The 24,675-nt window shown below is 73.8% G+C and carries 19 protein-coding genes; 7 read left to right on the forward strand and 12 right to left on the reverse strand.

What is annotated here, in order from left to right:
- Positions 1 to 90 precede the first annotated feature (90 nt).
- Positions 91 to 414 carry a glutaredoxin domain-containing protein gene (locus ACH4E7_RS23070; protein WP_396250892.1) on the reverse strand — a complete coding sequence of 108 codons (324 nt, stop codon included), beginning with the start codon at positions 412 to 414 and terminating at the stop codon, positions 91 to 93.
- A gap of 452 nt (positions 415 to 866) precedes the next feature.
- Here ACH4E7_RS23070 and ACH4E7_RS23075 point away from each other — a divergent pair, with 452 nt between their 5' ends.
- Positions 867 to 2,231, forward strand: coding sequence for a dihydrolipoyl dehydrogenase family protein (locus ACH4E7_RS23075; RefSeq protein WP_396250893.1), 1,365 nt, complete (start codon positions 867 to 869; stop codon positions 2,229 to 2,231).
- A gap of 351 nt (positions 2,232 to 2,582) precedes the next feature.
- Here ACH4E7_RS23075 and rox read toward each other — a convergent pair whose 3' ends face one another.
- Entirely contained in the window at positions 2,583 to 4,010 is a 1,428-nt protein-coding gene (gene rox / locus ACH4E7_RS23080) for a rifampin monooxygenase (RefSeq protein ID WP_396250894.1), read from the reverse strand.
- 601 nt (positions 4,011 to 4,611) lie between these two features.
- Between rox and ACH4E7_RS23085 the strand changes: the two genes are divergently transcribed.
- Positions 4,612 to 4,977, forward strand: coding sequence for a hypothetical protein (locus ACH4E7_RS23085; RefSeq protein ID WP_396250895.1), 366 nt, complete (start codon positions 4,612 to 4,614; stop codon positions 4,975 to 4,977).
- A 195-nt stretch (positions 4,978 to 5,172) separates the two neighbouring features.
- On the opposite strand, the gene ACH4E7_RS23090 is transcribed toward ACH4E7_RS23085, so the two are convergent.
- The 3 genes from ACH4E7_RS23090 to ACH4E7_RS23100 form a co-directional block, all read right to left on the reverse strand.
- On the reverse strand, positions 5,173 to 5,556 hold the full coding sequence (locus tag ACH4E7_RS23090) for a VOC family protein (RefSeq protein WP_396250896.1): 384 nt from the start codon (positions 5,554 to 5,556) through the stop codon (positions 5,173 to 5,175).
- Between the two features lie 100 nt (positions 5,557 to 5,656).
- Positions 5,657 to 6,844, reverse strand: coding sequence for a serine hydrolase domain-containing protein (locus ACH4E7_RS23095; protein ID WP_396250897.1), 1,188 nt, complete (start codon positions 6,842 to 6,844; stop codon positions 5,657 to 5,659).
- Positions 6,845 to 6,926: 82 nt separating this feature from the next.
- On the reverse strand, positions 6,927 to 7,823 hold the full coding sequence (locus ACH4E7_RS23100) for an alpha/beta hydrolase (protein ID WP_396250898.1): 897 nt from the start codon (positions 7,821 to 7,823) through the stop codon (positions 6,927 to 6,929).
- 117 nt (positions 7,824 to 7,940) lie between these two features.
- Here ACH4E7_RS23100 and ACH4E7_RS23105 point away from each other — a divergent pair, with 117 nt between their 5' ends.
- Complete coding sequence (locus ACH4E7_RS23105) at positions 7,941 to 8,975, forward strand: helix-turn-helix domain-containing protein (RefSeq protein WP_396250899.1); 1,035 nt, start codon at positions 7,941 to 7,943, stop codon at positions 8,973 to 8,975.
- Positions 8,976 to 9,057: 82 nt separating this feature from the next.
- Here the strand turns inward: ACH4E7_RS23105 and ACH4E7_RS23110 are convergent, their stop codons facing one another.
- The 3 genes from ACH4E7_RS23110 to ACH4E7_RS23120 form a co-directional block, all read right to left on the reverse strand.
- On the reverse strand, positions 9,058 to 9,273 hold the full coding sequence (locus ACH4E7_RS23110) for a hypothetical protein (protein ID WP_396250900.1): 216 nt from the start codon (positions 9,271 to 9,273) through the stop codon (positions 9,058 to 9,060).
- Between the two features lie 94 nt (positions 9,274 to 9,367).
- Positions 9,368 to 9,919 carry a GNAT family N-acetyltransferase gene (locus tag ACH4E7_RS23115; RefSeq protein ID WP_396250901.1) on the reverse strand — a complete coding sequence of 184 codons (552 nt, stop codon included), beginning with the start codon at positions 9,917 to 9,919 and terminating at the stop codon, positions 9,368 to 9,370.
- A gap of 277 nt (positions 9,920 to 10,196) precedes the next feature.
- Complete coding sequence (locus tag ACH4E7_RS23120; RefSeq protein WP_396250902.1) at positions 10,197 to 11,927, reverse strand: penicillin-binding transpeptidase domain-containing protein; 1,731 nt, start codon at positions 11,925 to 11,927, stop codon at positions 10,197 to 10,199.
- A gap of 122 nt (positions 11,928 to 12,049) precedes the next feature.
- Between ACH4E7_RS23120 and ACH4E7_RS23125 the strand changes: the two genes are divergently transcribed.
- Positions 12,050 to 12,202 carry a hypothetical protein gene (locus tag ACH4E7_RS23125; RefSeq protein WP_396250903.1) on the forward strand — a complete coding sequence of 51 codons (153 nt, stop codon included), beginning with the start codon at positions 12,050 to 12,052 and terminating at the stop codon, positions 12,200 to 12,202.
- A 401-nt stretch (positions 12,203 to 12,603) separates the two neighbouring features.
- The gene (locus ACH4E7_RS23130) at positions 12,604 to 13,041 is read left to right on the forward strand and encodes an ArsR family transcriptional regulator (RefSeq protein ID WP_396250904.1); all 438 of its coding nucleotides are present in this window, start codon (positions 12,604 to 12,606) and stop codon (positions 13,039 to 13,041) included.
- Positions 13,042 to 13,111: 70 nt separating this feature from the next.
- Here the strand turns inward: ACH4E7_RS23130 and ACH4E7_RS23135 are convergent, their stop codons facing one another.
- Complete coding sequence (locus ACH4E7_RS23135) at positions 13,112 to 13,471, reverse strand: zinc ribbon domain-containing protein YjdM (protein WP_396250905.1); 360 nt, start codon at positions 13,469 to 13,471, stop codon at positions 13,112 to 13,114.
- A 257-nt stretch (positions 13,472 to 13,728) separates the two neighbouring features.
- On the opposite strand from ACH4E7_RS23135, the gene ACH4E7_RS23140 reads away from it, so the two are divergent.
- Both ACH4E7_RS23140 and ACH4E7_RS23145 read left to right on the forward strand, forming a co-directional pair.
- Complete coding sequence (locus ACH4E7_RS23140; protein WP_396250906.1) at positions 13,729 to 14,970, forward strand: styrene monooxygenase/indole monooxygenase family protein; 1,242 nt, start codon at positions 13,729 to 13,731, stop codon at positions 14,968 to 14,970.
- A gap of 250 nt (positions 14,971 to 15,220) precedes the next feature.
- The gene (locus ACH4E7_RS23145; protein WP_396250907.1) at positions 15,221 to 15,667 is read left to right on the forward strand and encodes a hypothetical protein; all 447 of its coding nucleotides are present in this window, start codon (positions 15,221 to 15,223) and stop codon (positions 15,665 to 15,667) included.
- 109 nt (positions 15,668 to 15,776) lie between these two features.
- Here ACH4E7_RS23145 and ACH4E7_RS23150 read toward each other — a convergent pair whose 3' ends face one another.
- Genes ACH4E7_RS23150 through ACH4E7_RS23160 form a run of 3 tightly spaced genes read right to left on the reverse strand, consistent with a single transcriptional unit; the run spans position 15,777 to position 24,630 of the window.
- A complete protein-coding gene (locus tag ACH4E7_RS23150) occupies positions 15,777 to 16,841 on the reverse strand; it encodes a hypothetical protein (RefSeq protein WP_396250909.1) in 1,065 nt (354 codons plus the stop codon).
- Positions 16,838 to 18,100: a CHAT domain-containing protein gene (locus tag ACH4E7_RS23155; protein WP_396250910.1), complete on the reverse strand. Its 1,263-nt coding sequence runs from the start codon at positions 18,098 to 18,100 to the stop codon at positions 16,838 to 16,840. The genes ACH4E7_RS23150 and ACH4E7_RS23155 overlap by 4 nt, the downstream gene beginning before the upstream one ends.
- Before the next feature lie 5 nt (positions 18,101 to 18,105).
- Positions 18,106 to 24,630 carry a tetratricopeptide repeat protein gene (locus ACH4E7_RS23160; protein ID WP_396250911.1) on the reverse strand — a complete coding sequence of 2,175 codons (6,525 nt, stop codon included), beginning with the start codon at positions 24,628 to 24,630 and terminating at the stop codon, positions 18,106 to 18,108.
- Positions 24,631 to 24,675 lie beyond the last annotated feature (45 nt).

Consider the following 24,675-nt stretch of genomic DNA (forward strand, 5'->3'; position numbering starts at 1 on the left):
CCTGTTCGTGCTGACGCGCAGGGCCCCCGAAGCGCCCCGGGGCGCGGGTCGTCGCCGGCACATCGGCAGTGAGGACCGCCGACTCCCGGCTCACGGTCGTACCCGCCGAACCCGTCGCAGACGGTGCCACCACGGTGTCGTGGGCCGCTCGGTGGGCAGCAGCCCGGGGGCGTGCTCGGCCACCGCGGCCAGCACCTCGGTGACGCTGGGGTTGACCATCGCATGCCCGTTGACGGTCACGGTCGGAACGGTCTCGTTGCCGCCCGCGACCGAGCGGACGAACGCGGCCGCCTCCGGAGCCGACCAGATGTCGGTCTCGCCGAACGGCAGTCGCTTCGCCCGCAGGCCGCGCCGCAGCCAGGTGCAGTACGGGCAGCCGGGCCGCCAGTAGAACACGATGCCGTCGCCGGTCACGGGGCCGACACCTCTCTCGGTTTCTCGGCGATGAGCACCGCGTACCCGGCGCTGCCGGCGCCGATCACGACCAGGTCGTACGGATCGTTCACCGCTTCGGCTCCTGGCTCCCGTTCCAGGTCGCACGCATCATCGAGGCTCTCCTCCTGGGGTCTGGCGGTCAGGCCGGGCGGTCCGGCGAATGCACCACATGGTGGCCCCTGCGGAGGCCGTACGAGCGGTGGCGCCACCGACCGGGTTCCGTTCGCGTCGCGTGGGGCCGGACCTGTGCGGGGCCGGGTGATCCGGCACCCCGCCCAGCCCGCACGGCCGGGCTCGCCCGGCCGTGCGGGGACGGTCGGTCACTCGGCCGTGCGGGGACTGTCGGCCACTCGGCCATGTCCGCTGCCGGTCGTCGGCCGGGCGCCTAACGTGGTGGGGGTGACGGGTCGACCCGGCGAGGAGGACCGGCGATGAGCGGACAGCAGCAGGCGGACGTGATCGTGATCGGCCTCGGCCCCGGCGGCGAGCACGTCGCCGGACGCCTCGCGGAGGCCGGCCTCGACGTGATCGGCATCGAGGCCGAGCTGGTCGGCGGAGAGTGCCCGTACTGGGGCTGCATCCCCAGCAAGATGATGATCCGCGCCGGGAACCTGCTGGCCGAGACCCGGCGGGTCCCCGGGATGGCCGGACGCTCCCAGGTCGCCCCCGACTGGACCCCGGTCGCGCACCGGATCCGCGACGAGGCCACCGACGACTGGAACGACCAGGGCGCCGTCGACCGGTTCACCGGCAAGGGCGGCCGCTTCATCCGCGGTCGGGCCCGCCTCACCGGCCCGAGGAGAGTGTCAGTGAACGGCCAGGGGCTCACCGCCCGGCGCGGCGTCGTGATCGCCACCGGTACCCGCCCCACCGCGCCGTTCGTCCCGGGGCTGGCCGAGGTGCCGTACTGGACCAACCGCGACGCCATCGCGGTGAGGGAGCCGCCGGAATCCCTGCTGGTGCTCGGCGGCGGCGCGATCGGCCTCGAACTCGCCCAGGTCTTCGCCCGCTTCGGCACCGCCGTCACCGTCGTCGAGGCCCTGGAGCGCCTGCTGCCGATCGAGGAACCCGAGGCCGGCGGGCTGATCGCGCCGATCCTGGAACGGGAGGGCATCGAGATCCGCACCGGCGCCCGGGCCGTCGGCGCCGAGCAGGACGGACCGACCTTCACCCTCCACCTGGACGGCGGCGAACCCCTGACCGCCGAACGCCTCCTGGTCGCCACCGGCCGCCGCGCCGACCTCAGCGTACTCGGCCTGGACACCGTCGGACTCGACCCAGGCGCCCGCGCCATCCCCACCGACGGGCAACTACGCGCCGCCGACGGCCTGTGGGCGATCGGCGACGTCACCGGCCACGGCGCCTTCACCCACGTCGCCATGTACGAGGCCGAGATCGCCGCCCGCGACATCCTCGGCGACCCCGGCCCCGAAGCCGACTACCGCGCCCTGCCCCGAGTCACCTTCACCGACCCGGAGATCGGCGCCGTCGGCCTGACCGAACAGCAGGCCCGCGACGACGGGCTGAACGTCCGTACCGGCATCACCCAACTGCCGTCCTCCACCCGCGGCTGGATCCACAAGGCCGGCAACGAGGGCTTCATCAAGCTCGTCGCCGACGCCGACCGGGGAGTGCTCGTCGGAGCGACGTCCGCCGGGCCGACCGGCGGCGAGGCGCTGTACGGGCTGGCGGTCGCGATCCAGGCCCAGGTGCCGCTCGACCGGATGCGGCACATGATCTTCGCCTACCCGACCTTCCACCGCGCCGTGGAGGCGGCCCTCGCCGACCTGGGATGACCGGCCGCCGAGGGCCGACGGCCCTCGGCGGCCCGGGGCGCCGGCGCGCTCGAACTCGGCTATCGCACGGTGCGGTCGCTGGATCACAAGGCGCTGGGCAGGCAGGCGGGGCGGGGCTGGTCGGCGTCGGTGACACGGATCAGCAACCGGTTGTCCACGCTCTCCCCAAGAACCAACGCAGTGACATGTACTGACCTAGCGTCACAACAAGGGGTGGCCGGGTCAAACCCCGAGGTGGGCGGCCCGGCCGGGACGGCGCTACGCCGTTCGGGCGAGGATCCGGCGGCGGACCGGGCACCGGCCGCATGCGTACGGCTACTCACTTCGCCCGGGGCGGGAGACCCGGGCTGCTCAGGCGGCTGCGCCGAACCACCGGGCCAGCGCGTCCAGCAGGGACTGCCGGTCGTCGCCCACCCACGCCACGTACCCGTCGGGTCGCAGCAGGACGGCGGGGACGTCCACCTCCTCACCCGCGTCGACGACGTGGTCGACCCGGTCCGCCCAGCCCGTCACCGCGAGGCGGCCGCCGGTCCGGTCGAGCAGCAGCCCGCGGCCGCCGCGCATCAGCTCGTAGAGGCGCCCCTGCTTGAGCCGGACGTCCCGCAGGCGCCGCCCGAGCAGTTCGTGGCCCTCGCCGAGGTCGTAGCGGACCCCGACCGCGGTGACCATCTCGGTCATGTACCGGTTCACCTCCTCGAAGTCCATCAGCGTCGAGAGCAGCTCCCGCAGCGCGGTGGGACCGGCCTCGGTGCCCAGCAGCGTCATCTGGGCCCGGGTGTTGGCCAGCACCCGGGCGCCCACCGGGTGGCGTTCGGCGTGGTAGCTGTCCAGCAGGTCGGCCGGGGCCCAGCCCCGGATCTCGGCCGCGAGCTTCCAGCCCAGGTTGTAGGCGTCCTGGATGCCGAGGTTGAGGCCCTGGCCGCCGGTGGGCGGGTGGATGTGCGCCGCGTCGCCGGCCAGGAAGGCCCGGCCGACCCGGTAGCGCTCGGCCTGCCGCGTGGCGTCGCCGAAGCGGGAGAGCCAGCGCGGCGAGTGCGCGCCGAAGTCGGTGCCCGCGACGCCCGTCAGCTGCCGCCGGAACTCCTCCAGGGTGGGCGCGGTGCCGCGGTCCTCGACCACGTCCGCGGCGGGCACGACCACGCGGTACACCCCGTCCCCCTGGGGGATGACGCCGAAGCGCAGCTGGGTCCGGCGGACCTCGGCGACGACGGCCTCGATGGTCGCCGGGTCCTCGGTCAGCGACAGTTCGCCCAGCAGGGTAACGACCTTGGAGGGCTCGCCGGGGAAGCCGACCCCGAGCAGCTTGCGCACCGTACTGCGCCCGCCGTCGCAGCCGACCAGGTAGCGCGAGCGCAGCCGCGTGCCGTCCGCCAGCTCGACGGTCACCCCGTCCTCGTCCTGACTCAGCCCGACCACCTCCCGGCCGCGCCGGATGTCGGTGCCCAGTTCGAGGGCGTGCTCGTTGAGCAGCTGCTCGGTGACCGGCTGCGGGGTGGTCAGTCCGTACGGGTGGGCGGTGTCCATGGTCTCCGGCCACGGCTTGTGGATGCCGCCGAAGAAGCCGCCGACCGAGAACTTCCCGCTCACCGCGAGGAACCCGTCCAGCAGCCCGCGCTGGTCCATCATCTCCACGCTGCGCACGTGCAGGCCCCGGCCGCGCGACTGCGAGGTCGGCTCGGTCAGCCGCTCCAGCACCACCACCCGCACGTCGTGCAGCCGCAGCTCGCTCGCCAGCATCAGACCGGTCGGCCCGCCGCCGACCACGATCACGTCGATCATCGGTACTTCCCCCATGGGTTCGCGCGAGGCCTGTACGCGGGACGAAGGCGTAGGTATGTCGCGAACCGAAGATTTCGTATGTTCCGGCCTCGGGCGACGATTCTGCGCCATGACCGGGGCCTTGCCGCAAGGCCCCCCGGGCGCGGTAAGTTGGTACTGGCAAGGAGGCGATGACCTCCTTGCCTTTCGCTTTTCGTCGACGTGCGGCGGACCGTCTGCTGTCCGATCCGGTGGCGGGCAGCGGCGGGCCTACCAGGTCGGCGCCGTGCTGATCCTGGGGCCGCCGGCGGGTGCTGACCGGCAGCCGACCGCGCTGACGGCAGCGGCGCCTGACGCTTCGACGGCGGCTACGACGGGGTCGAATGTTCGGGTGGGACGAGAACGGACGGACGGGTCCGGGCGTCGACCGTCTGGTGCGGGCGCGCACCCCTGGGGTCCTCGGGCAGTGCCGGTGCGCCTGTGGCGACGGGTGCCCGGCCGCGCCGTTGACGGTGGTCGTTCGGGCACGTCAGGATCGAAGGGCCGCCTGGGGCGGGCGCGTCGGTCGCGCCCCGGTGCCCCGGCGCAGACGCCCATCGTGCACCCCTGTGTGGAGGTCCCCGTGTCCAAGCGCCGCCCCGCCGTTCCCGGAGCCGCCGTCGCCGCCCTGACCCTCGCCGCCCTGCTGTTCCCCGTGGCCGAGGCCCAGGCCACTCCGGCCGCCGACTCCTGCACCCGGAACTGGAGCATCGAGTCCGCCGAGGGCTACGCCAACGGCAAGTGGTGCAACAACAACACCAAGATCGTCGGAACGGTGCACGACACCAGGGCGGACGGCCGTTGTCCGTTCGTGCGTGGCGACCTCTCCAGCGGCGGTGTCGTCGACAGCGACTGGGCCGGGGGCAAGGGCAAGTCCCGTGCCATCACCATGTACGCCCCTTCGGGCACCTACTTCACCAGGGTCTCGATGAGCTACATCAACTGCTGAGCACGGCCGGGTCAGCCCGTCCCGCGTTCGGGCGGGGCCGTTGTCACGCGGTGCCGCCGCCGTCCCCGACCTGCGGCGGGTCCGGCGTGCTCCGGCCGCAGCGCCCTGACCGCCTGTGGCCGGGAGCACGGCCATCCCGCCGGAGCACTGCCGGTGTGACGCGACCGGGCCGGCCGACCCGTGGTCGCGGAAGCGTCAGGAAGTCGTCGCGGCCCGGTCGGAGTCGCTGCGCAGGACGCAGAATTCGTTGCCTTCGGGGTCGGCGAGGACCGCCCAGCCGGAGCCGTCGGGATTCCGGTGATCGGCGACAAAGGTGGCGCCGAGGCCCAGCAGCCGTTCCACCTCCTGATCACGCGAGGTCTCCGGGCGCAGACACAGATGGAGCCGATTCTTGCCCGTCTTGGCCTCGGGCACCTGGTTGAAGTACAGGACCGGGCCTTCCGCCAGCAGCACCTGGACCTCCGGATCACCCGGTTTGTCCTCCGGATGCAGCGGACGGCCGGTCACCCTGCTCCAGAACCGGGCCAGCTCATAGGCATTCGCACAGTCAATCGCCACGTTCTGCACTACCGATACCATGCGCCCGAGCCTGCACGATCTCCACGTCGAACGCCACCGAGTCGGTGTGGCGCCCGGTCGGCTCACCGCCGCCCGGGCCGGGCCTTCGATTGATCCGCGGTCACCGCGCCGGTTCGACGCCCCGGCTGTCCGGCTGGTGGCCGCACATGGCCTGCCGGTACAGCGCGGCGAGTGCCCCGTCGATCGGGTGGGGCTGGGGCCGGCCGGAGGCGTCCGGGACGTTCCAGCGCTGGAGGTTGACCGTGGCGGACAGCTGGCGCCCGCCATCGGCCCTGATCAGCGAGATCGTCCCGGCGCCCCATGCGGAGCCGTCGTGGCCCCAGCAGGTGCCGCAGCCGAGGTCGACGCGGTGCAGGCCGAGGCCGTACTGGATGGTCGTGCCGTCGAAGGCGCGGACCGGGACGGTGCGTTGCATCTCCACCAGTGAGGAGCGGCTGACGACCCGTCCGCCGAGCAGCAGGGCGAAGAAGCGGTTGAGGTCGGCCATGGTCGACACCAACGCGGCCGCCGGGCCCACCCAGGACGGGTCGTAGACGCTGTAGTCGCGCGGCGGGTCGATCTTCCCGTAGAAGGACTCGTACATCCGCGGGTGCGGCCCGTCGACGGATGGCCCGGTCGGGAACCCGGTGTGCCGCAGGCCGGCGGGCTCGATGACCTCCCGGGTGATGCACTCCTCGGCCGTGGTTCCGGTCACCAGCTCCAGGAGTTGGCCGAGCAGCAGGTAGTTGGTGTTGGAGTAGACGCCCGTGGGGCCGCCGGGTTCGCCGACGGGCGGCGCGGCGAGGCCGAGTTCGATCAGCTCGACCGGGTCGAACCGGCGGTAGCGGTTGTCGTCCAGGCTCTCGGCGGAGATGTCCGGCACCGAGGGGAAGTTCCGCAGGGACGGGAACGCGTACGGGAGGTAGTCGGCCATGCCGCTGGTGTTGTTGAGCAGCATCCGGACCGTCACCCTGTGGCCGCGTTCGCCCGGTACGAGGTGCGGCAGTTGGTCGCCGATCGGCGCGTCGAGCGCTATCCGGCCCTGCTCGACCTGCCGCAGGATCGCGGCGGCGGTGAAGGCCTTGGTGACGCTCCCGACGCGCTGACGCAGGTCGGGCAGGGCCGGGCGGCCGGTGGCGAGGTCGGCCGTCCCGGCGGCGCCGCGCCAGACGTGGTCGGCGGCCCGTACCTCGGCGAACACCCCGGGCACGCCCGCGCGGTGGATATCGTCCAGGGCGGACTGCAGGCGGGCGGGGTCGAGGTCGGTCGAGGGGGGAGCGGCTTCGCAGAGCGGCAGGCGCAGGTCCATGTCGGCTGTCCTTTCGGGACCGGATTCGGGGATCGATGGGTTGTCGACGGGACGTCGACGGGTTGCGGCACCGTGCCGTGCGTCAGTTCGCCAGGGCGCGGCGCAGGACGGCGCCGAGTTCGGCGTTCTGCCGCTGGGAGACCTCGGCGGACACGATGGCCTGCGAGCCGTGGAAGGTGCCGGGCCACTGGTGCAGTTCGACGGACACGCCCGCCTGCAGCAGTCGCAGTCCGTAGCCGAGGTCCTCGTCGCGGTTCGGGCACAGCTCGGCGGTGGCGATGTAGGCCGCCGGTAGGCCGGACAGGTCGTCGGCCCGGGCCGGAGCGGCGTACGGTGTGGCCGGTGCGCCGCCCAGGTAGTGCTGCCAGGCGGTCGCCGCCTTGCCGCGGTTGAACCAGGGCGTGTCGGTGAAGTTCCGCGCCGACCAGGTCTCCTGCCGGTCGTCGAGCGCCGGCTGGTTGAGCAGCTGGAAGCGGATCGCCGGTCCCCGCTCGTCGCGTGCCCGCAGCGCGACCGCGGCCGCGAGCCCGCCGCCCGCGCTGTGGCCGCCGACCGCGATCCGGTCCGGGGCCACGCCGAGCTCGGCGGCGTGCTCGGCGGTCCAGCGCAGGACGGCGTAGGCGTCGTCCAGGGCGGCCGGGTACGGGTGTTCGGGAGCCAGCCGGTAGCCCACCGAGATCAGCACCGCGCCGGAGCCCGCCGCGATCCGGGTCGCCCAGGGGTGCTCGGTGTCGAGGTTGCCCATCACGAAGCCGCCGCCGTGCAGCCAGACGACGGCGCCCCTGGCGCCGTGCGGGGAGTAGATCCGCACGGGGACGTCCGGGTCGCCGGGCACCGTGTGGTCCTCGACCGTCATGTCCCCTGTCTCCGGGGCGGGCGCCGCGGTGGCGAGTTCGGCGAACCGGGTGCGCGCGGTCGGCGGATCGGCCAGGTCGGTCTGCGGGAACAGCGGGATGAACGCTTCGAGTTCGGGATCCATGACGACCATCCTCGCGGCCGTCCCCGCGCGGGTCACCCGCCATTCGTCGCGCGTCCCGGCCCGATCGTGCGCCGATCGGCGCACCTGCGGCCGGGCCCGTCCCCCTATCCTGCTGGTATGGAGGCACTGGCCGTACGCCTGTCGGGGCTCGATGCCTACGTCGACGGGGCGATCCGGATCGTCGGGTTCTACGACACGCTGATGCGCCGTCGGGTGGATCTGCCGGCGCTCGCGCGGGCCTCGGCGGGCCTGGCCGCGTGCGTGGCGGGCATCCGGCTGCACGGCACGGGGTGGGTCACCCGGGTCTCGCCGCACGGTACGGAGGCGACCGCCGCGCATACTCCCGCGTCCAGCGAGGTGCCGGTCACCCTCGACGACGAGGAGATCGGCACGGTGTGGCTGGAACGCCCCGGCCCGGCGGGCCCGCTCGACGAGGTCCTGCTCGAGCGGCTCGCCATCGCCGTCGCGTCGGCCGTCGAGCGCTACGGCCCGGCCCGCACCACCATGGCCGACCCGGCGCTGGTCGAACTGGCGATCAGTGCCGACGGCGACGAGGCGGCCAGGGCCCGGGCGTTGCGGCTGTTGGGCTTCGCCCCCGGCGCGGCCCTCAGCGTCGTCGCCGTCCGTACGGAGCTCCCGCTCGACCGGATCGGTGCCCTGCTCTGCCCGGGCCGGCCGGTGAAGGCGGCACCGCTGGCCGAGGTGGGTGTCGTCCTGGCCGCCGCCCCGGATCCGGCGCGGCTTCCGGACGGCGTACGGGCGGGCGTCGGCGCCGCCGGGAGCCCGGAGCGCTCCTGGCGGCAGGCCCGGACCGCGCTGCGCTTCACCACCCCACGCGAACCCGTCGTCCGCCATGCCGAGTTGGGCGCGCTGGCGCTGCTGGCCGAGCTACCCGCGGACACCCTGCGCGAGAACGCCGACGTCGTCGCCGTCACCAGGCTGGCCGCCGCCCCGGAGGACCTGGAGACCCTGGACACCTACTGCGCCACCGGCTCGCTCCGCCGTGCCGCCGAGGCTCTCCACCTGCACCACAGCAGCGTCGCCCGGCGGCTCGAACAGATCGCCAAGGTCCTGGAGTTCGACCTGACCGACCCCGCCGGGCTGACCCGCGCCAGGATCGCCCTCGCCGCCCGGCGGCTGCTGGGCGACTGAGGGTCAGCCGAGGAGGCCGGGGCGCCCGGTGGTGGCTTCGGTCGGGACAGCGGCGCGCGGTCGTCGTCCTGGTGTCGCGCGGTCAGAGGCCGATGGTGTCGGCGGTCTGTTCGGCGGTCCAGGCGAAGAAATCGGCGGCGGGGTCGAGGGACGTCGCCGAGAGCAGTGCTCTCGAAATGAAGCGGTAGTCACGGAACGAGGGAGTCCGATGTCCCAGCCCGCGCAGTCGCCCGACCCCACCACCCGCGAGATCAAGCCCACCACCCGGCTCGGCGCCGCCGCCAACAACGTCGTCCACCGGGTGGTCGCCGGCCTCACCAAGGCCGGCGTCAGCCTCTGGGGGGCATCGGCCCCGACGCGCCAACCGAGGAACTGCTGCGGATCGCCCCCGGCTACCCGGTCTTCCGGATCTCGGGCAGCTGAGCGGGGGTCGGCGCCAGATAGCGGAGCCTGCCCTCCTCCACGCCGACCAGGCGGCCGCCGTTGGCCTCGATCACCAGCCGGGAGGCGGTGTTCGACTCGTCGCAGGTCAGCAGCACCTCGGTGATGCCGAGCGCGGCGGCGACCGGCAGGGCGGCGGCGAGCATCGCCGTCGCGTGGCCCCGGCGCCGGGCGCCGGGCCGTACGTCGTAGCCGATGTGCCCGCCGACCCGCCGCAGCCTCGGGGTCAGCCGGCGGCGGATCGCGATCCGGCCCAGAAGCCGGTCGCCCTCGGCCCACCAGAGCGTCGTCATCGGCACCGCCGCGTCCGGGCGCATGCCCGCCTCGGTGCGCTCGGCCAGGACCCGGGCGACGTAGCCGGCGAAGGCGGTGGGATCGGTCAGGGCGGCCGGGTCGACGTCGGTGACGAACCACGGGACGGGGTGGCCGAGTTCGTGGAACTCGGCCACCGCCGCCAGGAACGAGGTCCGCAGGCGGACCGTCGGATCGATCAGCTCAGGCATCCCGCCATGATGCCCGGCGGGGGTGGATCTCGGGGGCTGACGGCCCGAGCCTGAGCTCCGCCGGCGCCGGATCGGCCGACAGGAGTGGAGGGGCCTCGCGGAGTCGGGCGAGCACGTCCCGCAAGGAGGGCGGACCAGGCCGCCCGGCTGACCGAGGCGAGGTCCACCTCCTTCCGGTGCCCCCGCCCCTGGGCCAGGTAGCCGCCGGTGTACGGGCTCGCGATCGTGACGGCCATCAGTCCTCCCGCTCCGTACGTCGTCAGTGCGGGACTGACCGTCAGCCCTTGCCGCCCGCCTGCAGCACCTGGGCCGCCGCCACACCGGCCGCGCTGTTGCCGTGGCCGCCGCCCTCGACCTCGGCCGCGACGGCGAGGTCGTTGCGGTAGGCGATGAACCAGCTGTTGGTGGCCTGGCCCGAACCGGCCTCGACGGTGCCGGTCTTGGCACCGATCTGGCCGCTCAGCCCGGACATCGGGGCCCGGGCGGTGCCCTGGGCCGCGGTCTCGGCCATCATCGCGCGAAGGCCGCGGGCGACATCCGCCGGCAGCTTCCCGGGCGCGGTAACGCGCTTGACGTCCTCCCGCAGCACGGGCTGACGGAACGTTCCGCTCTGCACGGTCGCGGCCACCGAGGCCATCAGCAGCGAGTTCACCTGGATCTGGCCCTGGCCGATGAACTCGGCGGCCGTCTCGTCCTTGTTCCCCGGCACCGGGATGGTGGCGTCCCGGCTCGGGATGCCGATGCGCCACTGCAAGCCGAGACCGAACTGCTCGCGCGCCACCGTCGCCAGCATGCCCGGCTGCAGCTTCTCCAGACCCTTGTCGATGAAGCCGGTGTTGCAGGAGCGGGTGAAGTCGTCGGTGAGCGTGTAGTTGGGGAAGTCCCCGGGCTCGTCGTTGTGCCAGGTCCTGGGGGAGTGGGTGGTCTCCTTGCACGGCACCACGGTGTCCGGGCCCACCCCGGCCTCCAACAGCGCGGCCGAGGTGATCACCTTCATCGTCGAACCCGGCGCCTGCCCGCCTCCGACCGCTCGGTTGAAGCCGCCCTGCGGGGCGTACGCCATCGCCAGGATCTGCCCGGTGCTCGGCTGGACGGCCACCAGCGAGGCCGGCTTTCCGCCCGCCGACTGCTGCTTGACCGCCTCCTCGGCCACCTGCTGGAGGTCGGCGTCCAGGGTCAGCTTGACCTGCGGCGCGCTCGGCGGAGTGAGAACGAACAACTGCTCCGGATCCTGTGCCCCGCCGCCGGACAGCACCACGGCCTGCCCGGTCACCACCGTGGCGCCGTCGGGGGGCGCGATCTGCGGCAGCACGCTGCGCAGCGACGGGAAGGAGTCCAGCGGCCGGCCCTTGCGGTCGGTCGGCTTGGACACCGGGTTGGGCAGCGGCCGCACGGCGATCGTCCTGCCCGCGCCGAGCTTGGGGTGGACCACGTTCGGCGCCCACCGTACGAGCGTGCGCCCGTCGGCCGCGCGCATGACGCCCAGCACACTGTCGTACTCCCAGGCCTCCGTGGCCCCGTCGAACTCCGCCCGTACCTTGAAGCCGACGGCGGGCTCGCTCGGCGTACCGGACGAGGCCGGGCCCGTCCCGGTCAGGGCGAGCGACTTGGCCGGCACCCCGTCGTGGAACGCGCTCAGTGCCATCCGCGCGGCCTCCGGACGGTCGGTCAGCCCGGCGGCGACCGTGAAGTCCCCCCGCCCCCAGGCCGCCAGGAAGTCCTTGGCGACCGCCTCGGCCTGTGCCGCGTCCGGCGGCTGCTGCGGCGACCGCGTCGCGGCGGCCGCCGTGTCGGCGCCCCCGTCCCCGGAGGAGCCGCCCGACACGGCGCTCATCAGGTTGTAGGCGCCGTACCCGCCGACCCCGACCAGAGCGGCGAACACCCCTCCGACCGCCACCAACGCGACCCGGCGCGCGGTCGAACGGCGCGCCGGCTCGTCCTCGTACTCCTCGTACTCCTCGTACTTCGCGTGCTCGGCGAAGTCGGTGTACTCCTGTTCCTCGTGCATCCTGCTGTGTCCCCCCTGTGTATGTCCTGGTCACAGGCCCGCCCGCGCCCCGATGCCCGGACCGTGCGGTCGGTCGAATGGTCGTTCGGGCCCGGACAAGCCTAATGCCGCAGTCTGGATCGATGGCGATCGGCCCGGCGTTCGTCCTCCTGCGCGCCGACACCGTCAGGTTCCGCACCGACACGGTCGAGCGGTTGCTCGGACGCAAGCCCCGGACTTTCGCGGACTGGCGCGCGCGTAACGTCGAGGCCTTTCGGGCACTGGAGAACGGCTGAGCGCCCTGGGCGGTTCGTCGGAGTCCGGCCGGGCGCGCTTCCCCTGGATCCGGGCTGAGCTCCCACCCAGCGGTGCGTTCCTGCTCGCCCCGACCTCGCGGGACAGCGTCAGATTGCGGGCGGTCAGCTGGTTGGCCCGCTCGTCGAAGGCCCCACTGGCACGCCCGGATCGGTAGTTCGGCCTCAGCCCCGGTCGAGCAGCTCGCGGATGCGGTCGGCGACCAGCGCCGGTTGCTCCGCCTGGATGAAGTGTCCGGAGTCGACGGCTTCGTAGCGTCCGTCCGGCAGTGCGTCCGCCCACTGACGCTGGTGCGACTGGAGGGCGGGGTGGGTGCGTTCGCCGCCGCGGCGGGGGCGGTCGGCGGACAGCAGGATCGTCGGGCAGGTCGGGGGTGTCGAAGGTGACCGTCTACCGGCATGTCGCGCTGCTCGCCGAGGCGGGGTTCCTGGAGGTGGCGCAGGAGCAGCGGGTGCGCGGTGCGGTGGAGCGGCACTATCGGCTGCGCAAGGACCGCCCGGTGATCGACGCCGCCGCTGCCGCCGCGATGACCAAGGAGGACCACCGGCGGGGCTTCGCGGCCGCGATGGCCGTCCTGCTCGCGGAATTCAACGCCTACCTGGACCAGGAGGACGCGGACCCGGCGGCACAGGGGGTGTCCTACCGGCAGGGCACGTTCTGGCTCACCCCGGAGGAACTCGCCGAGCTGGGTGGGGAGTTGCTGGCCGTCCTGGCGCCCCGACTGGAAAACGGGCCGGCGCTGGGGCGGGAGCCGTTCCTGCTCAGCCCGATCCTCTTCCCGGTCGCGCCGCCGCCTGATGAAGAGCGCGCCGGGGAGTGACAGCGGAAACGGCCCGTACGAGCGGATGCTCGTACGGGCCGTCACCGTTCGGCTGTTCAGGCTCCCGGCCTCAGACCTTCTTCACCACGCTGGACTTGAGCTGCATCGCGCCGAAGCCCTCGATCCGGCAGTCGATGTCGTGGCCGTCCACGCCGTCCACCAGGCGGATGTTGCGGACCTTGGTGCCGGCCTTGATGCCGGAGGCGCTGCCCTTGACCTTGAGGGCCTTGACCACGGTCACGGTGTCGCCGTCGCTGAGGACGTTGCCGACCGCGTCCCGGATCACCCGCTCGCGGGCGCCGGCGGCCTGCTCGGAGCCGCCCTCGGCGGGCATCCACTCGTGGCCGCACTCGGGGCAGACCATGAGGGCGTTCATCTCATAGGTGTACTCGCTGGAGCACTGCGGGCACGGGGGGAGGTTGTCGCTCATTGGCTCTGGCTGTCCTGTCTGTGGGTCTGCACTGTCTGTGCTGTCCGGGCCGTCGGTGCGGGGTGTCGGCGACAGGCCACCCTGTATGAACTTGAAGAATTTTTCAAATCGACATCCCGATGGCGTCCCGATCGACCGGATGCCGCCTCGGCGTGTCGGCGCCGTGGACGCGGGCGCCCAGGACTGATATCCAGACCACTGGCAACCGGGCGGAGCGGGCGGCCGGGCTCGGACGGACCATCAAGAGAGCAGGGGCGATGCGCAGGATCCTGATCGTCGGCGCCGGGCAGTCCGGCCTCCAACTGGCCCTCGGGCTGCAGTCCCACGGGTACGACGTGACGTTGCTGACCGACCGTGACGCGCAGGAGGTGCGGGACGGGCGGGTGATGTCCACCCAGTGCATGTTCGACGCCGCGCTGCGCACCGAGCGCACCCTCGGCCTGGACCTGTGGGCCGAGGAGGCGCCCCGGATCGAGGGGGTCGGCGTGTCGGTCAGCGGGCCGGAGTCGGCGCGGGTGATCGACTGGGTCGGGCGGCTGGGCGGCCACGCGCAGTCCGTCGACCAGCGGCTGAAGATGTCCACCTGGCTGGAGCTGTTCGCCGATCGCGGCGGCCGGGTGGAACTGCGGCAGGTCAGCGCCGCCGACCTCGAACACCTCGCCGGCTCCTACGACTTGGTGCTGGTCGCCTCCGGGAAGGGATCGCTGGCCTCGCTGTTCGAGCGCGACGAGGAGCGGTCCCCGTACACCCGGCCGCAGCGCGCGCTGGCCGCCGCCTACGTGTACGGGCTCGCGCCGCGTCCTGAGCATGACTTCCAGGCGGTGCGCTGCAACGTGGTGCCCGGCATCGGGGAGCTCTTCGTCATGCCGGTGCTGACCGCGGCCGGGCCCTGCGACGCCCTGTTGTGGGAGGCCGTCCCGGGCGGTCCGGCGGATGCCTTCGACGGGCTCCGCGACCCGGCCGAACACCTGCGGGTGATGCTGGAGTTGATGAAGACCTTCACGCCTTGGGAGTACGACCGGACCCGCTCCGGCGTCGAACTCGCCGACCCCGGCGCCACCCTGGCGGGTCGGTTCGCTCCGACGGTCCGCCGTCCGGTCGGCGAACTTCCGGGCGGCGGAGCGGTGTTGGGCGTCGCGGACGTGGTCGTCACCAACGACCCGATCACCGGCCAGGGTTCCAACAACGCGGCCAAGTGCGCCGCCGGCTACCTGGAGGCGATCCTCGCCCATGGCGACAAGCCCTTCGACCGGGACTTCCAGCAGGCCGCTTTCGACCGCTTCTGGACGACGGCCGGGCGCGTCGCCACGGTCTGGAGCAACGCGATGCTCATGCCGCCGCCCCTGCACGTCCTCCAGCTGCTCGTCGCGGGTGGTGAACTCCCGGCCGTGAGGGACCGGTTCGCCAACGCCTTCGACGACCCGGCGGACCTGGAGGAGTGGTTCCTCGACCCGGGGAAGTCGGAGGCCTATCTGGCCTCGGTGGCGCCGCAGGCCTGACCGCCGGTCCGCGGGTCCGACGGGGCGTCGGTCCGAGGTCACGGTATCGCCAAGTTCCGTGCGAACGCGGCCCGACCGTGGTGGGTTCGTGTCAACCCCGGCCGACCGGGGGAAACATCCGGGCACAGAACCGAACAACAGGAGATCTGCGGTGGCGGTCGACGGCAGCAACATGGCGCACGTTGTGATCGATACGGCGGTGAAAGAGCGCACACGTCTCCACAGCGGTCGTAGCCGGACGACGGCGCTGGTGGTGCTGGGGCTCCTCGCCGGCTTCGGGCTGTTCCTGGCGCTGGTGGTCGGCAAGTCCGACCCGACCGGCGCCCCGACCTGCGACGGCAAGACCATGACCCGGGACACCGAGTGCCGGATCTGGTCCAACCACGGTGGCGGGGGCACCTACAGCTACGACGAGATGATCGACCGCCGGGAGTCCTCGAACGACATGTGGCGGGTGGTCGGCTTCGGCGGCGCCGGCCTCGCCGTGGTCCTGATGGTGGTGGCGGCCACCAGGCTCAACCCGAACCGCCCCTGGGGCAAGCCGGTCGCCGCGATCTGCCCGCGGTGCCACCAGCCGACGCTGCGGGAGAAGCTGACCGTGCACAGCATCACCCGGGGGCGGACGACCCACCGCTACAGCGGCATCGTCACCCTCTGCACGCCCGTCTGCGGCTTCACCTCGGTGCGTCAGCGCTGACGGCCAGCGGGGTCGGAACCGGGGTCGGGTGCTCATGGGCACCCGGCCCCGGCCGTATCCGGGGCGTCCGGCCGTACCCGGGGGTGTCCGGCCGCGTCCGGGCGGACGCTCAGCGGGAGTGGGAGGCGAGGCTGAGCAGGAGGTGGGCGGACTCCGGGTGCTGGAAGTCGGAGTGCGCGCCCGAGGGGTGCAGCCGGGTGGCCAGGCCGCCCCGGTAGACGTGCCCGGCGTCGATGTTGACGATCGGGTGGTCCAGCTCGGCGTGCGGATAGGGCGAGTCGGCCGCGCGGAGCCGGGTGCTGAACTGCGGGACCGGGGCGGCGCCCGTGCCGGAGTGGCCGATGCCCGGGAGGCCCTCGGCCCGCAGGTGCCAGAAACCGGTGGCCCGGTCCCAGCGCGAGTGGGTGAGGACCAGCGGGCCGCGCAGCGGGGCACCGGGACGGCCCGGGCCGAGGAAGAGTCGGGGGAAGAGCCGGACGAAGGCGTCCCGGGGCGCGGCCATCTGGAAGACCAGGGCGCTGTCGACGGTGAACGGGCGGGTCGGGTCGCCGGGCCGGCTCCAGCTCAGCACCGGGGGACCGGCCGGGCGGGCGGCCGCGTACTGGACGGCCTCGCAGAGGAAACGGCCGCCGAACGAGTGCCCGAGCAGGTGGAGGTACTGGCCGTGGCGGTTGGCGAGGACGCGGGGCGCGTCCGGCCGGCCGCGCCCCGCGTCGAGGTATCCGAGCAGATGGCCGAGGATCCGCCCGGCCTGCCCCCGGGCGCTCATCGCGTGCGCCCGTTCGCGGATCCGCCGGTAGCCGCCCAGGGTCGGCAGGCTCGACGAGGGCCAGCGCACCACCACGCACCAGGGACGGAACCCGGCCGCGAGCCCCGGGTAGGCGGCCGGGGCCGAGCGGTGCAGGTCGGCCGCCCGGCCGATCAGCGCGGCGGCGGTGCGCTCGGCGGCCTCGGGGCTGGTCTGCCAGCCGTGCACGTAGACGAAGAGGTCGGTGGCCCACTCGGGGATGCGCAGATGGCGGGCGAGGTGGTCGGCGACCCGCGCCTCGGGGGCGGGGGTCCTCGTCCCCGGCACCAGCAGGCGGCCGCTCTCGTCCAGGTCCACGGTCGCGGGCCGCACGGTGGTCGCGGGCCCTACGGCGGTCGGGGGCGTTGGTCGCAGGGGTGCCGTCACGGGTTCAGCTCCAGGATGCTGTCGATGCCGCAGTGCAGGGAGTAGGCCAGCGCCAGCGGGTTGCGGTACTCGCGGGCGAACCACCGGACCAGCTGCTGAGTGATCTCCCCGGCGGTGAACTTGCCGGTGAGGTAGAGGTCGAGGAAGGCGAAGGCGTACTCGGCGGCGAACTCCTGCGGGATCTGGAGCTGCGGCCCGAGCACGCCGTCCGCGCCGAGGTCCACCAACGCCCGCCCCAGGTGGTCGAGTTCGGCTGCCGCCGACTGCCCGGTGTGGCAGGCGTTCAGCAGCACGAACGGCCGGAACACGGCGTCCGGCCGGCTGAGGTGCCGACGGCGGTGGCGGCGCACCAGCTCGGCGTCGATGTGCCGTTCGTCGGAGAGCCGGACGGCGAGCTGCTGGTACGGGGAGTCGTTGGCGACGAACTGGCCGTGGCACCAGAAGTACATGACGTCCTCGTCCAGCACGGCCGTGGACAGCGCCTCCAGCAGCAGGTCCGACTCAGTGCGCACGGTCAGCTGGGAGCGGTCCTCCAGCAGCTTGCGCACCTCGGGCGCCCGGCCGATGCCGGTGAGCTGGTCGTCGGTGTTCAGGCTGGTGACGGGCTTGGCCCGGGCCGGGTACGGCGGCTGGATCAGCGGGTAGGCGGCGCCGGTCTGCTCGACCTGGTGGCGGTGGCCGAGGAAGTCCGCCCAGGGGTCGGCCTGGGCGCTCTCCACGGCGAGCATCGGCCAGGGTAGGTGGAGGTCGGAGTCGAAGCTGATCCGCAGCGAGCCGTGCTCGGTGAGGGTGCGGTTGAGGTACTCGCGGAAGAGCACCAGGTCGGGGTCGGTGCCCTCGAACATGGTCTCCAGGAAGTACCGCCCCTCCTCGGCGAGTTCGGCGACCTTGCGCTCGGCGACGGCGGCCAGAGGATTGAAGTCGACGGCGGTCGCGAAGGGGTAGGGGTTGAGCGGGTCGGGGTCGTAGGCGATCAGGCGGTCGCGCCAGACGGTGCGCAGCCGGGCCGCCCTGGCCAGCAGGGTGGTCGCGGAGACGGCGAGATAGGCCCAGTGGCTGCGGGTCCTGGGGGTGCGCTCGCCGGGACGGAACGCGGATATCTGCACGGAATCATCGCGCAGACGCCTGAGCGACACCACCAGGTCCAGCGGGGCTCGGCCCTTGGGCGGGAGGTCCGCCGCGGGGACCGCCTGCCGGGGCAGCCGCGTGTAGTCGGCGGAGGGGTTCTGCAGGATGTCGACGTGGAGCTCCCGGGGCACGCTGATTACTCCTGCTCCTGGGTTCGTGCGGCTTGAGGTACGTCCACCACGGCGGAGAGGTCCTGGAGGACGGCGCCATGGCTCCGGTCGAAGACGGTGATCCGCAGGGTGTGCGGGCCGGGCGAGGCCGGGGTCAGCGCGAACCGGGCGGGCTCGCCGGTCGGGGTGTAGTCGGCGACGGGCGGGTCCAGCGCGGCGTCGGCGGTCACGGCGGCGACCAGGCGCAGGTCGGGGAGGCTTCCCGGATCGGCGTGCGGGGTGTCCTCGGCGGGTTCCAGGCGGAGCTCCAGATGGGTGGTGGCGCCCACGGCGGGGTCGTCGGTGAGGGTGAGCCGGGGCCGCCAGGCGGGGCGGTCGACGGCCGGCTGGGCGGAGCGGTGCATCGAGCCGCGGGAGCGGCGGGGGACCGGGGCGGGTGCGCTCCGGCTGAGCTCCGGGCGGACGGGCGCGGGCGGGGCCGCTGCCGGCGCGGAGCGGTCGAGCTGCGACAGCGCGGCGCGGGCCTCGGCCGCCAGCGGGTGGCCCGGGTCCATCAGGGCCTCGCGTCCGGTGAGGACGGCCTCCAGCAGCTCCCGGGCGGCAGCACGGAGCCCGCCGTCGGCGAGTGCCTGGGCCAGGCCGACCGCGAGGGTGGGGAACAGCGGCAGCGGACCGGGACGCCCGGCGCCGATGCAGACGGCGACGTCGTCGGCCTCCCGGTGCCCGGCGAGCAGCGCGGCGGTCGGCGAGGAGCCTGCGACCGCGACCCGGTCGGCGATGATGCGCTCGTACACCTGGACCGCCCCGACGGGGTCCCCCGCCCGCAGCCGTGCGTGAGCGAGGCTCTGGCGGACGCTCAGGGTGACGGGGTGGCGCGCGCCGTGGCTCTGCGCGCAGGCCTCCGCGAGCTCCTCCAGCCGGACGACGGCCCGCAGCGGTCGGGCACCGCAGGCCAGCAGCAGCGCCTGGCTCTCGCGGGCCGTGACGGTCGCGAGGGAAGGGCTGCCGAGCGTGTCGGTGGCAGCGGAGACCAGGTCGGCGGCCAGGCGCAGGGCGGCCTCGTGTTCCCCGCTCAGGTGCCGCGCGAAGGCGAGTGTGCATCCGGTGATGACGAGGTCGGGGAAGCCGATGCCGCCGGGCCGGGTCCAGTCGTCGGCGAGCGGCGACAGCTCGGCGATCGCGGCGTCGTGGTCCCCGTTCAGGACCAGGGCCATGGCCCGGTGGTGCCGAAGCCCGAGGAGGAGGTTCTTCTCGGGGCCGAAGGCCCGGCGGGCGACGGCCAGCGTCTCGCGGTAGCACGCGGCGGATTCGGCGTAGCGGCCGGCCTCGAAGAGGTTGAGCGCGATGCTGTCCGAGACGTCGACGGTGTCGGGGTGGTCGGCCCCCAGGATCCGGGCGCGATCGGCCAGGACGGCCCGGTAGAGCGCGTCGGCACGGTCGTGGTTCCACCGGTGGCGGAGGGCGTGGGCGAGGCTGTCGCGGGCGGTGATCGTGTCGGGGTGGTCCGGGCCGTGGACCCGCTCGTGGTCGGCGACCAGTGTCTGCTGTTCGCCGACCTCCTGGCGGCGCCGGCCGGCGCGGCGGTGGTGGAGGGCGAGGTTTCCCCGCTCGTCCAGGGTGTCCGGGTGGTCGGGGCCCTGGATCCGGGTCCGGTCGGCGATCAGTTCCGTGAGCAGCGCGGCGGCGCGGTCGAGGTCGCCGATGTCGCCGACGTCCCGGGCCAGTTGGGATCGTGCGGCGAGGCTGTCGGGGTGGTCCGGCCCCTGGACGCGGGCGTGGTCGGCGGCCAGCAGCTCGCGGTGGGCGGCGGCCTGTCGGTACAGCCCCGCGATCCGGCGGTCGTCGGCGAGGTCGCTCCGCGTGGTGAGGACCGCCGGGTGGTCGGGGCCCTGGACACGGATCCGGTCGCGCAGCAGGGCCTCGTTGAGCCGGGCGCTGAGCGGGTGGTCGCCGGACGTCCGGTGGATCCAGGCCAGCAGGAATCGGACGGCGAGGGTTTCCGGGTGGTCGGGGCCGTTGATCCGCAGGCGGTCTGCGAGCAGGCTCTCGCACAGCCGCAGGGCACGCCCGAGGTCACCGCTGGCACGGCACGAGTAGACCTGCCACCAGCGGGTGTTCAGGGTGTCGTCGTGGTCGGCGCCGAGCACCCGCGCGCGGTCGACGGCCACGGCGCCGAACAGCTCGGCGGCCCGGCGGTGGTCGCTGGCCTCGCGACAGGCGGCGCCGTGCCACCATCTGGCGCTGAGAACCTCGGGGTGGTCGGGGCCCTGCGCCCTCTCCCAGTCAGCGAGCAGCGACGTGTACAGCTCCAGGGCGGCGCGGAAGCCGCCCGCCGCCACCATCGAGCGGGCGTGCCCGAGACGGGTGTCCAGGGTGACGGGGTGGCCCGGTCCGAGTGCGTGCAGCGCGTCGGTGACCAGGGCGCGGAACAGCTCTCCGGCCCGGCCGTGGTCGCCCGCCTCCTGCCAGGTCCGGGCAAGACCGAACCGGGTGTTCAGGGTCGTGACATGATCCGGGCCCAGCACCCGCTCCGTGTCCGGGACCAGACGCTCGTACAGCTCGGCGGCCCGGCGGTGGTCGCCCGCCTCGCGGTGGGTGTACGCCAGTGAGCGCCGGGTGGCCAGTGTGTCCGGGTGGTCCGCACCCCGGACCCGTGTCCCGTCTGTCAGCACGTCCTCGTAGAGCTTGAGCGCCCTGGCGAACTCGCCGGCCTCCTCGGTCGCCGAGGCGAGGGAACTGCGGCAGCCCAGGGTGAGCGGGTGGTCCGCACCCAGGACGCGGGTGTCGTCGGCGATCAGCGTCTCGTACAGGGCCCGGGCCCAGTGGTGGTTCTTGGCGGCCGAGGTGGCCCAGGCCAGGCCGCCCCGGACGGCCAGGGTGCGGGCGTGCTCGGGGCCATGGACCCGGATGCAGTCGGCCACCAGCACGGTGTACAGCTCCACGGCAAGCCGGTGGTCGCCCGCCTGGACGTGTCCGATGGCCTGCCACCAGCGGGCCAGGAGTGTGTCGGGGTGCTCGGGGCCGTGGACGCGGTTGTGCTCGGCCGCCAGCTCGGTGTACAGCTCGGCGGCGAGGCGGTGGTGGGCGGCTTCGGTGAAGGAGTTCGCCCGCCACCAGCGGGCGTTGAGGGTGAACGGGTGGTCCGGGCCGTGCACCCGGATCCGGTCCGTCACCAGCAGGTCGTGCAACTCCAGCGCCCGCCGGTGGTCACCCGCGCCCGTGACCGCCTGGGCCAGGCCCAGGCGCGCGTTCAGAGTCTCGGGATGGTCCGGCCCGTTGACGCGGGTGAGGTCGGCCACGAGCGTCCGGAACAGGGCGATGGCGCGTCGGTGGTCGCCGGCCTCCCGGCAGCTGTCGGCGAGCCAGTAGCGCGTGTTGAGGGTGTCGGGGTGGTCGGGGCCCAGCACCCTGGCACGGTCGATCGTGAGCGCGTCGCACAGCTCCGTCGCGCGGCGGTGGTCGTCGGCGTCGCCGTGCGCCGACGCGAGCCAGAACCGGGTGTCGAGGGTGTCCGGATGGTCCGGGCCCTGCAGCCGGGTGCGGTCGGCGACCAGCTCGGCCGCCAGCTCGAAGGCGAGGCGGTGGTGGCCGGCCTCGGCGTGCGCCATGGCCAGGTTGAGCCGGGCGTTGAGGGTGTCCACGTGGTCGGGGCCCTGGAGCCGGGTGCGGTCGGCCAGCAGGCCCTCGCGGACGACGCGCGCCTCCCGGAGGCGGCCCGCTGCCTGGAGGGCGTAGCCGAGCCCCTTGCGGGAGTCGAGCGTGCCAGGGTGCTCGGGCCCGTACACCCTGGTGCGGTCGGCCACCAGCTGCTCGCGCAGCTGTACGGCGAGCCGGTGGTTCCCGGCCTCGCCGTGCAGCCAGGCCTGCCAGATCCGGGTGTGGAGGACGGTGGGGTGGTCGGGCGTCAGGACCCGCCCCCGGTGGGCGACCAGCTCGTCGCACAGCTTGGCCGCGCGCCGGTGCTCGCCCACGTGGCTGAAGGCCCGGGCCAGGGCGAGGCGGGCACCGAAGGTCTCGTAGTGCTCGGGGCCGTGGAGCCGCTCGCGGTCGGTGTGGAGTCGCTGCCATACGGCGAGCGCCTCGCGCGGGCGGCCCGCGGCGTGCAGGGCCCGGGCGAGACCGGAGCGCTCGTTCAGGGTGTCCGGGTGGTCGGGGCCCTGGGTCCGGGCCCGGTCGGCCACCAGGCGTTCCAGCTCCTCGACTTCGAGGCCCGGCGCCCCGGCGGCGCGTAGCGCGTACCCCAGGTAGCTGCGCTCCTCCAGCGTGTCGGGGTGGTTCTCGCCCTGGACGTGTGCGCGGTCGCGGACCAGCAGGCGGTGCTGCTCGACCGAGCGGTGGGGCGCGCCCGCCTCGCGGTGGGCGCGGGCCAGGCCGGTGCGTGCGTCGAGGGTGTGCGGATGGTCGGGGCCGAGCACCCGGGTGTGGTCGGCGATGAGGGCCGTGAACTCGGCGACGGCGGTGACGGCTTGACCGGACTTTCGGTGGACGGAGGCCAGACGTCCGCGTGCGTGGAGGGTCTGCGGGTGGTCGGTGCCCTGCACCCGGGTGCGGTCCGCGACCACCGCCTCGTACGCGGCCATCGCCGCCGGGTAGTCGCCGGCCTCGGCGTGGGCGGCGGCGAGCCAGCCGCGGGTGTTCAGGGTGTCGGGGTGGTCGGCGCCCAGGACGCGGGTGCGGTCGGCGACCACCTGCTCGTAGAGCGTGATGGCCAACCCGTGCTGACCCGCCGCGAGTTGGGCGAAGGCGAGCCCGTTTCGGCGGGCCAGGAGGTCCGGGTGGTCGACGCCGAACACCCGTTCCGTGTCCACCACCAACTGCTCGAACTCGGCCACGGATTCCCGGTGTCGACCAGCCACTTGCAGCGCGTAGGCCAGGCTTGCGCGGCTCCACAGGGTATCGGCGTGGTGCGCCCCAAGCACCCTGGCACGCTCGGCCACGACCGTCCGGAACTCCCGGACCGCGAGCGCGTGTTGGCCCGCCTTGCGGTACGCCTGGGCGAGCGTGTGCCGGTCGGCGAGGGTGGCGGGGTGGTCCTGTCCCTGGACCCGGGTCCGCTTGGCGACCACCTCCCGGCACAGCTCGACCGCCCGTGCCGGTTCACCGGTCTGGGCGTGCAGTTTGCCGAGCCGCCCGAGGGCGGTCAGGGTGTCGGGGTGGTCCTCGCCGAGCAACCGCCTCTGCCCGTCCGCCATCGCCGCCACCAGCGGTACGGCGTACACCCGCTGCGCCCGGTCGGTGAGTTCCCCCGCCGCCAGCCCGTAGAGCGCGACGGTCTCTGCCGTCGGCTCCTCCGACGGCCCGCCGGCGGCCAGCCCGCGGATGTGCGGAAGCAGTGCCCGCCGCAGCCCCGGTTCGGCGTCCGGCCAGAGCCGGGCGGCTGCTCCCGCCAGGTGCCGTTCCGCCCGCTGCCGTAGTCGGCGGGCTCCCTCCGAGTCGCGGAGCACCGCCTGGAGCAGCCGGTGCACGGCGACGGTGTCGCCGAGGGTGATCAGGTTGTAGTCGGCCAGTAGCCGGAGTGCGCGCTCCACCTCCTCCGGCCGGCGCGCTCCGAACGGGGTGAGGGCCGCGCGCGGCAGCGCCTCCGGGGCGTACCAGGCCAGGGTCCGCAGCAGCTCGACGGCGAAGGGGGCGGTGTGTTGGACGGTGCGGAGTGTGGTCTGCCAGAGCCGGGCGACGGTGTCCTCGGCGCCGGGGCCCACCGGGCCCGTGGCGCGCAGCAGTTCGCGGTAGGCGGCGAAGGTGGTGCCGGTCTGCTGGACGTAGGCGCCGGCCTGGGCGAGGGCCAGTGGCAGGTGGCCGAGTTCGTCGGCCAGGGCGCGGGCCTCGTTCCGCTCGGCGGCGTCCACGGCGGCGCGCGGGTACGCGGTGCCGCAGAGCAGCTGGGCGGCCTCGGGGGCGTCGAGGACGTCGACGCGTACCGGCCGGATGCCAGGGTGCCAGCCGCCGGCGCGGCGGCTGGTGACCAGCTGGTGGCCGCAGCCGAGTAGCCGGCCGAGGTAGGGGGTGAGGTGGGCCGGGTCCTCGGCGTTGTCGTAGACGAGCAGCCAGCGGTCGTGGGCGCGCAGCCAGGCGATGGCCCATTCGACCTGCTGGCCGGGCGGGGCGGTGAGCGCCCAGCTGGGGTGGAGGTGGACGGCGAGTCCGGCGAAGGCCTCGGCGAGTTGTCCCTCGGACTCGGCGGTGATCCACCAGATCAGCCGGTAGTGCTCGGCCTGGCTGTAGGCGTAGTGCAGGGCGAGGCTGGTCTTGCCGACGCCGCCGAGGCCGTGCAGGGTGGTCGCCTGGGTGACCAGGCCGCCGCCGTCGTCGTGCGCCAGGGCCTTGGTGACGGCCCGCAACTCGGCCTTTCGGCCCACGAGTTGGTCGGCGGTGCGGGGTGGCAGGTTGGGAGTCGGGGCGGTCGCCGCGATCGTCACGGCGGCCTGCGCGGCTTCGGCCGGGAGGATTGCGGCGTGCGGGTCGCCCACCGCCGCCGACGGTGAGGCGCGGCGCCGCTGCTCGTACGGTTCCGGGTCGGGCATGCCGCTCTCGGGCCGGACGTGCGTCGTCATGGCCATCAACACTTCGGTGCCCCCACCCCCGTGAACTCATTAGCC

It is taken from the genome of Kitasatospora sp. NPDC018058, from assembly GCF_044327205.1.
In the GTDB taxonomy this organism is placed as follows: domain Bacteria; phylum Actinomycetota; class Actinomycetes; order Streptomycetales; family Streptomycetaceae; genus Kitasatospora.

Bases quoted from the DNA above. Each gene is read 5' to 3' on its own strand.
- ACH4E7_RS23125 (WP_396250903.1), top strand. From the start codon at position 12,050: ATGGCGATCGGCCCGGCGTTCGTCCTCCTGCGCGCCGACACCGTCAGG.
- ACH4E7_RS23140 (WP_396250906.1), top strand. From the start codon at position 13,729: ATGCGCAGGATCCTGATCGTCGGCGCCGGGCAGTCCGGCCTCCAACTG.
- ACH4E7_RS23095 (WP_396250897.1), bottom strand. From the start codon at position 6,844: ATGGACCTGCGCCTGCCGCTCTGCGAAGCCGCTCCCCCCTCGACCGAC.
- ACH4E7_RS23090 (WP_396250896.1), bottom strand. From the start codon at position 5,556: ATGGTATCGGTAGTGCAGAACGTGGCGATTGACTGTGCGAATGCCTAT.
- ACH4E7_RS23120 (WP_396250902.1), bottom strand. From the start codon at position 11,927: ATGCACGAGGAACAGGAGTACACCGACTTCGCCGAGCACGCGAAGTAC.
- ACH4E7_RS23100 (WP_396250898.1), bottom strand. From the start codon at position 7,823: ATGGATCCCGAACTCGAAGCGTTCATCCCGCTGTTCCCGCAGACCGAC.
- ACH4E7_RS23135 (WP_396250905.1), bottom strand. From the start codon at position 13,471: ATGAGCGACAACCTCCCCCCGTGCCCGCAGTGCTCCAGCGAGTACACC.
- rox (WP_396250894.1), bottom strand. From the start codon at position 4,010: ATGATCGACGTGATCGTGGTCGGCGGCGGGCCGACCGGTCTGATGCTG.
- ACH4E7_RS23105 (WP_396250899.1), top strand. From the start codon at position 7,941: ATGGAGGCACTGGCCGTACGCCTGTCGGGGCTCGATGCCTACGTCGAC.
- ACH4E7_RS23115 (WP_396250901.1), bottom strand. From the start codon at position 9,919: ATGCCTGAGCTGATCGATCCGACGGTCCGCCTGCGGACCTCGTTCCTG.
- ACH4E7_RS23160 (WP_396250911.1), bottom strand. From the start codon at position 24,630: ATGACGACGCACGTCCGGCCCGAGAGCGGCATGCCCGACCCGGAACCG.
- ACH4E7_RS23075 (WP_396250893.1), top strand. From the start codon at position 867: ATGAGCGGACAGCAGCAGGCGGACGTGATCGTGATCGGCCTCGGCCCC.